Annotated in this window: 12 protein-coding genes; 2 read left to right on the top strand and 10 right to left on the bottom strand. The window is 72.7% G+C overall.

Features of this window, described 5'->3' with window-relative positions:
• Positions 1-64 precede the first annotated feature (64 nt).
• The 8 genes from ACYVK7_RS23195 to ACYVK7_RS23160 form a co-directional block, all read right to left on the bottom strand.
• Positions 65-1087: a bifunctional riboflavin kinase/FAD synthetase gene (locus tag ACYVK7_RS23195; protein WP_460890089.1), complete on the bottom strand. Its 1023-nt coding sequence runs from the start codon at positions 1085-1087 to the stop codon at positions 65-67.
• A gap of 109 nt (positions 1088-1196) precedes the next feature.
• Entirely contained in the window at positions 1197-2288 is a 1092-nt protein-coding gene (gene truB / locus ACYVK7_RS23190) for a tRNA pseudouridine(55) synthase TruB (RefSeq protein ID WP_460890088.1), read from the bottom strand.
• A gap of 151 nt (positions 2289-2439) precedes the next feature.
• Positions 2440-2883: a 30S ribosome-binding factor RbfA gene (gene rbfA / locus ACYVK7_RS23185; RefSeq protein ID WP_460890087.1), complete on the bottom strand. Its 444-nt coding sequence runs from the start codon at positions 2881-2883 to the stop codon at positions 2440-2442.
• 90 nt (positions 2884-2973) lie between these two features.
• Positions 2974-5925, bottom strand: coding sequence for a translation initiation factor IF-2 (gene infB / locus ACYVK7_RS23180; protein ID WP_460890086.1), 2952 nt, complete (start codon positions 5923-5925; stop codon positions 2974-2976).
• 177 nt (positions 5926-6102) lie between these two features.
• On the bottom strand, positions 6103-6450 hold the full coding sequence (locus ACYVK7_RS23175) for a YlxR family protein (protein WP_460890085.1): 348 nt from the start codon (positions 6448-6450) through the stop codon (positions 6103-6105).
• A 6-nt stretch (positions 6451-6456) separates the two neighbouring features.
• Complete coding sequence (gene nusA, locus ACYVK7_RS23170; RefSeq protein ID WP_460890084.1) at positions 6457-7506, bottom strand: transcription termination factor NusA; 1050 nt, start codon at positions 7504-7506, stop codon at positions 6457-6459.
• A 1-nt stretch (position 7507) separates the two neighbouring features.
• Positions 7508-8101, bottom strand: coding sequence for a ribosome maturation factor RimP (locus tag ACYVK7_RS23165; RefSeq protein ID WP_460890083.1), 594 nt, complete (start codon positions 8099-8101; stop codon positions 7508-7510).
• A gap of 83 nt (positions 8102-8184) precedes the next feature.
• Positions 8185-8376, bottom strand: coding sequence for a hypothetical protein (locus ACYVK7_RS23160; protein WP_460890082.1), 192 nt, complete (start codon positions 8374-8376; stop codon positions 8185-8187).
• A gap of 16 nt (positions 8377-8392) precedes the next feature.
• Between ACYVK7_RS23160 and ACYVK7_RS23155 the strand changes: the two genes are divergently transcribed.
• Positions 8393-9358: a DUF4439 domain-containing protein gene (locus ACYVK7_RS23155; protein WP_460890081.1), complete on the top strand. Its 966-nt coding sequence runs from the start codon at positions 8393-8395 to the stop codon at positions 9356-9358.
• Positions 9359-9380: 22 nt separating this feature from the next.
• Here ACYVK7_RS23155 and ACYVK7_RS23150 read toward each other — a convergent pair whose 3' ends face one another.
• Entirely contained in the window at positions 9381-11207 is a 1827-nt protein-coding gene (locus tag ACYVK7_RS23150; protein WP_460890080.1) for a proline--tRNA ligase, read from the bottom strand.
• Positions 11208-11612: 405 nt separating this feature from the next.
• Between ACYVK7_RS23150 and ACYVK7_RS23145 the strand changes: the two genes are divergently transcribed.
• The gene (locus ACYVK7_RS23145; protein WP_460890079.1) at positions 11613-12524 is read left to right on the top strand and encodes an Fpg/Nei family DNA glycosylase; all 912 of its coding nucleotides are present in this window, start codon (positions 11613-11615) and stop codon (positions 12522-12524) included.
• A gap of 27 nt (positions 12525-12551) precedes the next feature.
• On the opposite strand, the gene ACYVK7_RS23140 is transcribed toward ACYVK7_RS23145, so the two are convergent.
• Entirely contained in the window at positions 12552-13511 is a 960-nt protein-coding gene (locus ACYVK7_RS23140; protein ID WP_460890078.1) for a GNAT family N-acetyltransferase, read from the bottom strand.
• Positions 13512-13514 lie beyond the last annotated feature (3 nt).

The following is a 13514-nucleotide window of genomic DNA, read 5'->3' as shown; positions in this document are numbered from 1 at the left end:
CACCTCAACGCGCGAAGGACCACCGGTTCTCCCGACCGACCAGCTTTGTCGTGGGCGGCGGCGTTCAGGGGCGGAGGATCTTTCGGGCGCGGGCCACGTCGTCGTTCATCTGGGCGACGAGCGGCTCGATGCCGTCGAACCGCAGCGTGGGCCGCAGGTGGGCCACGAACTCGAGCGCGACCGTCTGGTCGTACAGGTCGAGGTCGGTGCGGTCCAGCACGTACGCCTCCACGCGCCGCTCGACGCCGTCGAACGTCGGGTTGGTGCCGACGGAGATCGCTGCCGGCAGGATCTCCTCCTGCCCCTGGCCGGTCCCGGACAGGGCGTTCCGGTCCCCCTCGGGCCCGGAGAGGCTCGCGCAGGTCGCCGCGGTGCCGCGGCGCAGCCATCCGGCGTAGACGCCGTCGGCGGGGACGAGCCCGGTGATGTCGCCGAGGTTGGCGGTCGGGAAGCCGAGCTCGCGGCCCCGCGCGTCGCCGTGCACCACGGTGCCGCGCACGAGGTGCGGGCGGCCGAGCACGTCGGCGGCCTGGTCGACGTCGCCCTCCGCGAGCAGCGCGCGGACCGCCGTCGACGACCACCGCTGGTGCCCGTCGCCCTCGGGCGGGAGAAAGTCGCCGACGTCGTCGATGGCGACCACCTCGAACCCGTGCTGACCGCCGAGCTCGACCATCGTGGCGAGCGTGCCGGCGTTCTGCTTGCCGAAGCGCACGTCGTGGCCGACCACCACGGTGCGGGCGCCCAGGCCGTCCACCAGGTAGCGCGCCACGAACTCCTCAGGGGTCTGCGCGGCGAAGTCGAGCGTGTAGTGCACCAGGAGCGCCGCGTCGAGGCCGGTGCGCTCCATGAGCGCGAGCCGGTCCTCCAGGCCGGTGATCAGCTCAGGAGCCGAATCAGGCCGGTGCACGGCGGCCGGGTGGGGCGAGAACGTCACGGCGACGGCGCTGGCCGCGTCCCCCCTGGCGAGCCGGAGGATGCGGTCGAGCACCGCCTGGTGGCCGCGGTGGACGCCGTCGAAGTTGCCGATCGTCACCACTGATGGCCCGAATCCCGGGGGAACCTGTTCCAGGTCCGTCCACAGCTGCACGCGGGTTGCTCCTCATGAATCGGGTGGCGCTGGTGCGGGGCCGCTCGCGCGACCTGCCCGCACCGATCCCCAAAAGCCTACGGCGTGTTTCAGCCCTCGTGTGCCCGGCTCACTGCGCCGGGGCGAGCACCAGCACCGGTTTGGCGAGGCTCTCGCCCCGCCGCCGCGTGTCCTCCAGCAGCGCCACGAGCGCGCCGGACGGCGACAGCGCCGCCACCACCTCGGCCCGCCCCGACGGCCCCACCCACTGGCCGTAGCCGAGCGCGCGGGTCTCGTCCTCGTCGAGCTCGCGCACCGGGAACGTGGCGCGGGCGGCGTCGGCCATCGGGAGCGTGGCCAGCGTGCCGTCGGCGTCGGCCTGCGCCTCGAGCTCCTCCAGCGTGCGGGCGCCCGCCAGCTCGTAGCCGCCCACACGGGTGCGGCGGAGCATCGTCAGGTGGCCGCCGGTGCCGAGCGCCGCGCCCAGGTCGCGCGCGAGGGCCCGCACGTACGTCCCGGAGGAGACGGTGACGCGCACGTCGACGTCGACCGCCGGGACCTCCCTGGTCGGCACGTCGGCGACCGAGGCGGGCTCCGCGTCGGGGTCCCGGTCGGCCGGATCCCCGTCGGCCGGCTCCCGGTCGACCGGGTCGTCGACGTACGTGCCCGCGAGGTCGAGGTCGGGCACGGCGGCCGTGGCCGCACGCACGTCCAGCACCTCGAACCGGGACACCGTGACGGGCCGGGCCTTGAGGGCGACCTCCTCGCCCGCCCGCACCAGTGCGTACGCGCGCCTGCCGTCCACCTTGATCGCGGAGACGGACGTGGGGACCTGCTGGATGTCTCCGCGCAGGTCGGCCACGGCCGCGTCGAGCGCGGCCCGGTCGACCCGCTCGACGGCGTCGGCCCCGGCCACCGCGACGGCGTCACCCTCCGCGTCGTCCGTGGTGGTCGCCACCCCCAGCCGGATGGTGGCGTCGTAGTCCTTGTCCGCGCCCACCACGTAGGTGAGCAGGCGGGTCGCCTTGCCGATGCCCACCACGAGCACGCCGGTCGCCATGGGGTCGAGCGTCCCGGCGTGGCCGACCTTGCGGGTACCGGCGAGCCGTCGCATGCGTCCGACGACGTCATGGCTGGTCCAGCCCTGCGGCTTGTCGACGACGACGAATCCGTCGGCGGCCGTCGGGCGGCGCACCGGGGCCTGCGGCGTGGGGGAAATCATGGGAGCAAGTATCGCGTGTCCCGGCGCACCCTCCCTGTCGGGAGACGACGACGCCACCCGGGCCGACCGGAACACGAGGTTCCTGCCGGGCGCCGGGTGGCGCCGTCGTCCCCGTAGGGCGTGCTTCGCTCGCGGAGCACCGAGTCGAAGGTCACTCCGACTCGGCGTCGTCCTCGCGCGGCTTCTTGTACGGGTCCTCGTCACCCGCGTACCCGGCGCCGGCGGCGCGCAGGGCTGCGAGCTCGGCGTCCCGCTTGCGCGCCTCGATCAGGGCGGCGTCGAGGTTGGCTGCCGTGTCCGGCACGGAGTCGAGGTGGAACTCGAGGGTCGGCGTCAGGCGGATACCCGTCTGCTTGCCCACCTCCGAGCGGATCAGCCCCGTGGCGCTCTTCAGCGCCGCCGCCGTCCCGTCACGCTCCTCGTCCGAACCGTAGACCGTGTAGAACACCGAGGCATTCTGCAGGTCCCCGGTCACGCGGACGTCCGTGATCGTGACGAAGCCGAGCCGCGGGTCCTTGATCTTCGTGTCGATCATCTGCGCGACGATCACCTTGATGCGGTCGGCGAGCTTACGAGCCCGCGGATTGTCGACCATGAACCTGTCCTTTCGGCGTGAGTGCGGGGCACTCGCCCTTCCCGGACGAGCCGGGCGGGCGAATACCCCGCACTCCATGAGCCATCAGCGTCAGACGCGCGGCTTCTCGCGCATCTCGAACGTCTCGATGGTGTCGCCCTCGGTGACGTCGTTGAACGACCCGAGACCGATACCGCACTCGAAGCCCTCGCGGACCTCGGTGACGTCGTCCTTCTCGCGACGCAGCGACTCGATGGTGAGGTTGTCCCCCACGACCGTCCCGTTGCGAAGCACACGCGCCTTCGAGTTACGGCGGATGCTGCCCGAGCGGACCATCGAACCGGCGATGTTGCCGAACTTCGAGGAACGGAAGACCTGGCGGATCTCCGCGGTCCCGAGCTGGACCTCCTCGTACTCCGGCTTGAGCATGCCCTTGAGGGCTGCCTCGACGTCCTCGATCGCCTGGTAGATGACCGAGTAGAACTTGACGTCGACGCCTTCGCGCTCCGCCAGCTCCTCGACGCGCTCGCCGTACTTCACGTTGAAGCCGATGATCACGGCGCTGTCGACGGTCGCGAGGTTGACGTCGTTCTGCGTGACCGCACCCACACCACGGTGGATGACGCGCAGCTCGACCTCCTCGCCCACGTCGATCTTGAGCAGCGCGTCCTCCAGTGCCTCGACGGCACCGGACACGTCGCCCTTGAGGATGAGGTTGAGGCTCTCGACCTTGCCCTTCTTGAGCTCGACGTCGAAGTCCTCGAGGCTGATCCGCTTGCGGCGCTTGGCCAGCGTCGCCGCGCGCTCGGCCGCCTGGCGCTTCTCGGCGATCTGCCGTGCGGTCCGGTCGTCCGGCGCCACGAGGAACGTGTCACCGGCACCCGGCACGCTGGTCAGACCCAGCACCTGGACGGGGCGGGCCGGGGTGGCCGCCTCGACCGCGTTGCCGTGCTCGTCGAACATCGCACGGACGCGGCCGTAGGCCGTGCCCGCGACGATCGCGTCGCCGACGTGCAGCGTGCCGGCCTGGACCAGCACCGTCGCCACCGAACCGCGACCCTTGTCGAGGTTCGCCTCGATGGCCACGCCGCGCGCGTCCTTGGTCGGGTTCGCCCGGAGGTCGAGCGACGCGTCCGCGGTCAGCAGGACGGCGTCGATCAGGCCCTCGATGCCGATGCCCGGCTTGGCCGCGACGTCGACGAACATCGTGTCGCCGCCGTACTCCTCGGCCACCAGGTTGTACTCGGTGAGCTGCTGGCGCACCTTCGCCGGGTTCGCACCCTCGACGTCGATCTTGTTGACCGCGACCACGATCGGCACACCTGCCGCCTGGGCGTGGTTCACCGCCTCGACCGTCTGCGGCATCACGCCGTCGTCGGCCGCGACCACGAGGATCGCGATGTCGGTGACCTGCGCACCACGGGCACGCATCGCCGTGAAGGCCTCGTGACCCGGAGTGTCGATGAACGTGATCGCACGTTCGGTGCCCTCGTGCTCGTGCGTGATCTGGTACGCACCGATGTGCTGCGTGATCCCGCCGTGCTCGCCCGCCACCACGTCCGACTTGCGGATCGCGTCCAGCAGCTTGGTCTTACCGTGGTCGACGTGGCCCATGACGGTGACGACCGGGGGCCGTGCGGCCAGGTCGTCGTCGGACTCGTCGGCCTCCTCGGCCTGCAGGTCGATGTCGAAGGCCCCGAGCAGCTCGCGGTCCTCCTCCTCGGCCGAGACCATCTCGATCTGGTAGCCCAGCTCGGTGGCCAGCGTGCCGAACGTGTCCTCGTCGAGCGACTGCGTGGCCGTGGCCATCTCGCCCAGGTGGAACAGCACGGTCACGAGCGCCGCGGGGTTCGCGTCGATCTTGTCGGCGAAGTCGTTCAGCGACGCACCGTGGCGCAGCCGCACGACGGTGGTGCCGTTGCCGCGGGGAACCTGCACGCCACCGAGCGACGGGGCCTGCATGGCCTCGAACTCCTGGCGCTTCGCCCGACGCGACTTGCGTCCGCGGACCGGCTTGCCGCCGGCGCGCCCGAAGGCACCCTGCGTGGCGCCACGACCGCCGGCACCGCGACGCGGGCCGCCGAAGCCGCCACCGCCGCCACCCGGACGACCCGGTGCACCCGCACCGGCGCCACCGGCGCCAGGACGGCCACCGCCGCCACCCGGACGGCCACGACCGCCACCCGGAGCCGGGCGGTCACCCGGACGCGGCATGGAGGTCTTACCCGGCATCATGCCGGGGTTGGGGCGAGGACCGCCGCCACCGGTGCCACCGGGACGAGGGGCCGAAGGACGCGGGCCACCGGGACGGGGGCCGCCGGAACGCTCGCCGCTGGGGGCGTCGGTGCGCTCGGGGCGCTGCCCCGGACGCGGCATGCCCTGGCTGGTCGCGAACGGGTTGTTGCCCGGGCGCGGGTTGCCACCGGCCGGACGGTCGCTGGTGCCGGCACCCGCACCCGGGCGGCCACGGCCACCGGGACGGGGCATGCCCTGGCTGGTCGCGAACGGATTGTTGCCCGGACGCGGGTTACCGCCACCGGGACGGCCACCACGGCCGCCGTCCCGACCCGGACGCGCGCCGGAAGGCGCGGCGGGCGGCTTCGGCGCACCGGGCTTGGGCGCGGCGGGCGGCTTCGGCGCACCGGGCTTGGGCGCGGCGGCCGGCTTGGCGGACGCCGCAGGCGCCGCCGGGGACTCGTCGGCCGCCGGGGCAGGGGCGGGGCTCGGGGCCGGGGCGGGCGCCGGAGCCGGAGTGGCCTCCGGCTTGCTCGGGGCCGGCGCGGGAGCTGGGGCCGGGGTCGGTGTCGACTGGGCCGGCTTCTGGGCCGCGGGCTTCGCGGTCGGCTTGGGAGCGCTCTTCGCGGGCGTCGCCGCGCCGCCCTTGTCGGACGGGCCGGAAGCGCCACCGGCCGGGAACTTGTCGCGCATACGCCGCACGACGGGCGGCTCGAGCGTCGACGACGCCGAGCGAACGTATTCGCCTGCCGACTTCAACTCGGCCAGCAGGGTCTTGCTTTCCACTCCGAGCTCCTTAGCGAGCTCGTAGACGCGGACCTTTGCCACAACTCTCCTGTCTCGGTCCGTCCCAAGACAGGGAGGACCACCGTTAGTACTGAGTACTCATCGCTGGGGACTCATCGGGTGCCCATCGGCTTCTGACCCGCTTCCTTGTCGACGAATCGCATGGTTCGGCCGGACGCACGGTTGCGCCCGGTCGGGAAAGTCCTGCGGCCTGTGCCCTCACTGGCCGAGTTGTGCTCGTACCTCGCCGAGGTCGAGGGGCCCGTCGACGCGCAGTGCGCGCGGTACGGCCCTGCGACGCTCAGCGAGCTCCAGACACCGCGGATCCGGGTGAACCCAGGCACCGCGACCCGGCAGGCAGGCACGGACGTCGACGACGATGCGCCGTGGACCTGCCACGGAGTCACCACCCATCGGGTCGTCCAGCACCAGACGCAGGAGTGCAGACCGCTGGTCGCGCCCCCGGCATCCGACGCACGTGCGTACCGGACCCTTGGCGGGCGGAACGGGGTATGTCGAAAGACGGGCGCGTGGCCCAGACTCGGACAGTCTACCGCGCCGACCCACCGGGCGTTACCGTCCGCCCTGCGCGTCGGCGGCGGTGCCACCTGCGTCGGCGTCGGCGGCCTCGTCCGATCGGATGTCGATGCGCCAACCCGTCAGCTTCGCGGCGAGACGGGCATTCTGCCCCTCCTTGCCGATCGCGAGGGACAGCTGGTAGTCCGGCACGATGGCGCGGGCGGCCCGTGCGTCGGCGTCGACCACTGTGACCGACGACACACGTGCGGGCGACAGGGCGCTCGACACGAACGCGGCAGGGTCGTCGCTGTGGTCGACGATGTCGATCTTCTCGCCGTGCAGCTCGGCCATGACCGCGCGCACCCGGGCACCCATCGGGCCGATGCAGGCGCCCTTGGCGTTGAGCCCGGCGACCCGCGTGCGGACCGCCATCTTGGTGCGGTGCCCCGCCTCGCGGGCGATGGCGGTGATCTCCACCGAGCCGTCCGCGATCTCCGGGACCTCGAGCTCGAAGAGCTTGCGCACCAGGTTCGGGTGCGTACGGCTCAACGTGATCTGGGGGCCCTTCATTCCGCGGCTCACCTCGACCACGTAGGCCCGCAGCCGCTCGCCGTGCACGTACTCCTCGGTCGGCACCTGCTCGTGCGGCGGCAGCACCGCCTCGGTACCGCCCACGTCGACCAGCACCATGCGGGGGTCGCGGCCCTGCTGGATCACGCCCGCGAGGACCTCACCCTCCTTGCCGCGGAACGTGCCGAGCACCTGGTCGTCCTCGGCGTCGCGCAGCCGCTGCACGATCACCTGGCGGGCGGTGGCGGTGGCGATCCGCCCGAAGTCCTGCGGCGTGTGGTCGAACTCGGGACCGAACTCCACGGTGGGACGTACCTCGGGGCTCTCCGGGTCGACCGGAGCCGGCAGCTCCTCACGCGCCCAGACCGTGACATGGCCCGACGCGCGGTCCACCTCGACGCGGGCCCGGTTGTAGGCGTCCGGGGTGCGGTGGTACGCCGAGAGGAGAGCCTGCTCGATGGCCGCGACGAGGACGTCCAGGCTGAGATCCCTCTCGCGCTCCAGCATCCGCAGGGTCGTCATGTCGATGTCCATGTCAGCCTTCCTCGTTGCGGCCGGGACTACCCTCGGTCGCGTTGTCCGAACCAGCACCGTCCGAGTCGTCGTCGGTGTCTTCATCTGCACTCTCGCCCAGTTCACCCACCTCGGCATCCTGGGCGTCGTCGAGCCGTTTGAGCTCTACCTCGACCTTGCCCCTGCGCACGTCGCCCACCGGGATCCGGCGGTCTCCGTCGAGCATCAGGGCGTCGCCGTCGTCGTCCGTCAGCACGTCGGTCAGCCGGCCCTCGACGCGGCTGCCGTCCATCATCTTGAGCGTCACCAGCCGGGTCCTGGCGCGCTTGAAGTGCCGCACCTCGGTCAGCGGCCGGGACGTGCCCGGCGTCGAGGTCTCCAGCGTGTAGGCGCCCGCGACGACGTCGTCCACGTCCAGGGCCGCCGAGATGGCGCGTGCGACGTCGCCGAGCGCGTCGGAGTCCAGGCTGCCCACGGCGTCGTCCGGCAGGTCGACGGTGATCCGCACCACCGACTTGCTGCCCGCACGGGTGACGTCCACGTCCTCGAGGTGCAGCCCGGCGGCCTCGACCACCGGTCCCACCACCTCGCGAACCGCATCCGCCTGCTGTGTCATCGATTGCCTCCCGTCGGCTCCCCCACGTGCGGGGGCACGGTTCGAGCCGGAACGGTTCGACCGATGTGCTGTTGTTGTCTGGATCAAGCGTAACGAAGCGCCGGGCCTCGGCACTTCGCGTAGAACGTGACGTCCGCGACCTGACCCATCTCGGCCGGGGCACGAATCGCCTTCTGGAACATGGCATCATCGGCCACGATGAACGCCAACGGCCCGAGGGCCAGCACCCGAAGCCGGTCAGCCCTGACTGCGCTGGCCCTGACCTGCGCGATCATTCTCTCAGGTTGCGGCGTGCGACTCGAGACGCCGCCACCCACCGAGCCGGTCCCCGATGCGGCCGAGGTGTTGCGGCGCACCGCCGTCGCCGACGCGCTGCTCGTCGCCGACCAGGCCGACGGCGCGGCGGCGGCAGACGGGGTCCAGGCCGACGTCGCGGCGGAGCTCACGCTCATCGCCGAGGCCACGGCGCTGCAGGCGGAGCAGCTCGGGGGCGAGTACGACTCAGGGCTCGGCGACATCGTGGCCGAGGACGCCGGTGCCTCCCCGTCGGCGACCACACCCGAGCAGACGCCCCGGGCCGTCGTCAGCTCGCTGCGCGACGCCGCCACCCGCACCCGCGCCGCCGCCAACCAGGCCCAGGCCGGGTCACTCGGCCGCCTGCTCGCCTCCGTGTCCGCCGCCCAGGCGCAGTACGCCCGTGACCTGGCACAGCTGACGGGTGCGCGCGGCCCTGAGCTTCCCCCGACCGAGATTCCCGAACCCGACGAACCCGACGCACAGCCGGCCGACGGCGAGGACGCCCCTGCGACGACAGCCGCGTCCGCGGAGGGTCCTGCCGCCGTGCCGACCGGGCTCTCGGCGGACGAGCTCGACGCCCTGATCCTGTCCGAGGACACGGCCGCGTACGCGCTCGAGGTCCGGGCGGCGCAGGCCGACGGCGAGGTGCGGTCCCGGGCCCACGAGCGGGCGAGGCTGCACCGGGCACGGGCCCAGGGCTGGGCCGTCGTGGCCGGTACCGACGGAACCGACCAGGACCCGCGCCGCGTCGCCTACGCGCTGCCCGGCCGGGACACGGCGACGCCGGACCTGGCCCGCGACCTCGAGCTGGACCTCGCGCAGAACTACGCGACGCTGACCGGGATCGCGGAACCGGGTACCCGCGCCGTGCTGGTCGCGCTGCTGACCGACAGCACGCTGGCCGCGGCCCAGTGGGGCGCCCCGGCGGTCCCGTTCCCGGGACTGCCGGAACGCGCCTGACGCTCTCCGGTCGGCGGCGGGGTCAGGCCAGGAGGGCCGTCACCTTCTCGGCGACCGCGTCCACGACCTCCGCGACGGGCACCTGCTCCGCCTCGCCGACGCGCGGCCGCACCTCGACCACGCCGTCGGCCAGGCCCTTGCCCACCACGACCACCAGCGGGGCGCCGAGCAGCTCGGCGTCCTTGAACTTCACGCCCGGCGAGACCTTGGTGGGCCGGTCGTCGAAGAGGACCTCGACGCCGCGGGCGGCAAGGTCGGTCGCGATCGACTCCGCCGCCTCGTACACCTCGGTGCCCTTGCCCGTCGCCACCAGGTGCACGTGCACCGGGGCGACGTGCGCGGGCCAGGCCAGGCCCTTCTCGTCGTGGTTGGCCTCGGCGAGCGCCGCGAGCGCCCGCGTGACGCCGACGCCGTAGGAGCCCATGGTGACGACTGCCTGCTTGCCGTTCTCGTCGAGCACGACCAGGCGAAGCGCCTCGGCGTACTTGCGGCCGAGCTGGAAGATGTGGCCCATCTCGATGCCGCGGGCGAGCTCCAGCGGGCCGGAGCCGTCGGGCGCGGGGTCGCCGACGCGCACCTCGGCGGCCTCGACCGTGCCGTCGGCGGTGAAGTCGCGGCCGGCGACGAGGTCGAACACGTGCTTGCCGGGTTCGTTGGCACCGGTGATCCAGCGGGTGCCCGGCACCACGCGGGGGTCGAGCAGGTAGCGGATCGCGGGGACCTTCTCGCCGTCGGGCCCCTCGATCTGCTCGCCCTGGGGGCCGAGCGCCTGCGGGCCGATGTAGCCCTTGACCAGGCCGGGGAACTTCTTGAAGTCCTCCTCGGTGGCGGGCTCCGGCTCGGCGGGGGTGAGCGCGGCCTCGATGCGCTTGAGGTCGACCTCGCGGTCGCCGGGCAGGCCGACCACGACCAGCTCGCGCGTACCGTCGGGCTGGACCAGGGCGAGCACCACGTTCTTCAGGGTGTCGGCGGCGGTCCAGGGCCGGTCGGGGCGCGGGAACTTCTCGTTCGCGACCGCGACGAGGGTGGCGATGGTCGGGGTGTCGGGGGTGTCCTCGACGTGCGCGGCGGGGGCGTCGTCGTACGGGATCGCCTCGGGGACGGGCGTGACGACGGCCTCGACGTTGGCGGCGTAGCCCCCGGGCGAGCGCACGTAGGTGTCCTCGCCGATCGGCGAGGGGCTGAGGAACTCCTCGGAGCGGGACCCGCCCATGGCGCCCGACATCGCGGACACGATCACGTACTCCAGGCCGAGGCGCTGGAAGATCTTCTCGTACGCCTCACGGTGCTTCTGGTAGCTGATCTCGAGGGCCTCGTCCTTGACGTCGAACGAGTACGAGTCCTTCATGATGAACTCGCGCCCGCGGATCAGGCCCGCGCGGGGGCGCGCCTCGTCGCGGTACTTGGTCTGGATCTGGAAGAGGATCGCGGGGAGGTCCTTGTACGACGAGTACAGGTCCTTGACCAGCAGCGCGAACATCTCCTCGTGCGTGGGGGCCAGGAGATAGTCGGCGCCCTTGCGGTCCTTGAGCCGGAACAGCGCGGCACCGTACTCGTCCCAGCGGCCCGTGGCCTCGTAGGGCTCCCTCGGCAGCAGCGCCGGGAAGTGCACCTCCTGGCCGCCGATGGCGACCATCTCCTCGCGGACGATCGCCTCGATCTTGGCCAGCACCCGCAGACCGAGCGGCAACCACGAGTAGATGCCCGGTGCGGCACGGCGGATGTACCCGGCGCGCACGAGGAGCTTGTGGCTGGCGACCTCGGCCTCGGCCGGGTCCTCGCGCAGGGTACGGACGAAGAGGGACGACATGCGCAGCACGTCGCCCTGGATGAGGCGTGCGGAAGACATGGGGCACAGCCTATCCGCGCGGGCCGCTGCGGCTCGCCGGAAATTTGCGGAACCACGAGGCACCCACGGCCTGGGGCGGGTCCCGAACCGCACGTCGGGAGTCGTCGAGTGCCGAACCGCACGTTATTCGTCCTGCGGGGCGCCGAACCGCACGTTACTCGTCTCCAACGGTGGTCAACCGCAAGCTTCGCGCCTCTGGGTGCCCAGGTTGACCCACAACCTGCGGTTCGCCGAGTACATCGACGTCTAACCTTCGGCTCGACCCGGCCAGCCAGTTCGGTGGACCCGCAAGTTGCGGCTCGGCGCCCGCCCCAGGGCCGCCAAGGCCCGGAACAGGCGTAGGTTGCGGTTCGGCCACGCTTCGCAGGTCTTGCCCCGCCTCGGGAAGTCTCGCAGGATGAGGCCATGCCGGAGCTGCCCGAGGTCGCCGCGCTCGCCGACTTCCTGCGCGCACGGACCTCTGGGCGCACGGTCGCCGCCGTCGAGGTCGGATCGATCGCCGCGCTCAAGACGTTCGACCTGCCCACCGGCGCGCTCGTCGGAGGCGAGGTGACCGGCGTCGCCCGGCACGGCAAGTGGCTGGACGTGGTGGTCGGCCCGGAGCCAGGCGGCGCCCCGCTCCACCTGGTCTTCCATCTCTCCCGGGGCGGATGGGTGCGCTGGTCGGACGCGCTGTCCACCAAGCCGGTGCGTCCGTCCCTCGGCGGCTCCGGGCGCGGCGCCGTCCTCGCGCTGCGGGTGCGGCTCGACGACGGTTCCGGGTTCGACCTCACCGAGGCGGGCACCCGCAAGCGGCTGGCGGTCCACGTGGTCCGCGACCCCGCCGAGATCGAGATGATCGCGTCCCTGGGCGTGGAACCCTTGGCCGCGGAGTTCACCGTCGACGTCCTGGCCGGCCTGCTCTCGACGAAGAACCAGCAGGTGAAAGGTCTGCTCAGGGACCAGCGCGCCATCGCGGGCATCGGCAACGCCTACAGCGACGAGATCCTGCACGCGAGCCGGTTCAGCCCCTACAAGCTGACCCGCTCGTTCACCCCGGAAGAGACCGCTCGGCTGCACGCCGCGATCGGTGACGTGCTCGCCGAGGCCATCGCGGCGGCGTCGGGCAAGCCGGCCAAGGAGCTCAAGGACGCCAAGCGGGCCGGGATGCGGGTCCACGGACGCGCCGGCCTGCCCTGCCCGGGCTGGGACGGGACGCCGTGCGGCGACACGGTGCACGAGGTGTCCTTCGCCGACCGGTCCCTGCAGTACTGCCCCACGTGCCAGACGGGCGGCAAGCCGCTCGCGGACCGCAGGATGTCCAGGCTGCTGCGGTGACCCGTCGGTGCGGAACGGCCCGTCGGCTCAGAACAGCACGGTCGCGAACGTGCCCACCTGCTCGAACCCGACGCGCCGGTAGGCGGCGACGGCCCGCTCGTTGTAGGCGTTCACGTACAGCGACACGACGGGCGCGATGGACGCGCGCGTCAGGGCGACCACGGCGGCCATGCCCGACTCCGACCAGCCGCGGCCTCGGAACGCCGGCTCCACCCAGACACCCTGGACCTGGGCGACTCCGCCGGCGACCGCGCCGAGCTCTGCCTTGAAGGCGACGGCGGGCTGCCCGCCGACGTCGGGCACCACACGGACGAACGAGCGCCCCTCGGTGATGAGCGACTTCACGCGTTCCGCGTAGGCGGAGCCGCCTGTCGCGACGGGCGAGTAGCCGACCTCCTCGGTGAACATGCGCACGCAGGCCGGCAGCACCAGGCCCAGCTCCGAGGGCACGGAACGGCGCACGGTGGGCTCGGGTGCCAGCGAGGGTGCCGTCCCGATGGCCATCGAGGGCTGGTCGGCGCGCACCTCGCGGGCCGGCGGCCAGTGCGGCGACAGGCGCTCCCAGAGCGCCAGCGCCGCTTCCTGCTCCCCCACGATCGACGACGACCGGCGGCCGTGGACGCGCGCCACCTCGGCGAAGGCGGTGATCGCCTCGGCACGGCGTGCCGGGTCGGCCACCGGGACCACGGGCACCAGGTTGGCACCGGCCCAGCACACCGCCTCAAGGCGTCCGACGGCGGGCCAGCCCCAGGCCTGGCCCGCGGCGGCGCCGAAGCCGGCGCGCACCGCGATCTCCAGGCGGGCGGTGGCGAGCACGGACGAGACCGGGTCGACGGCGCAGACCGCGAGGGCCTGCGCCAGGTCTGCCCGGGTCAGTGCGCGCGCACCCGACTGCCCCTCCACCTGCATCCGAATGTCCTGTTCGCCCGGTTCTGGCGGCCCGTCGGGGCGCGCTCCGGCGGGTACCGGGGTGCGCCAGCGAGCCATGCT

Source organism: Promicromonospora xylanilytica (assembly GCF_054782895.1).
Note: the sequence above shows the minus strand (reverse complement) of the source record. Positions and strands in the feature narration are given on the sequence as shown.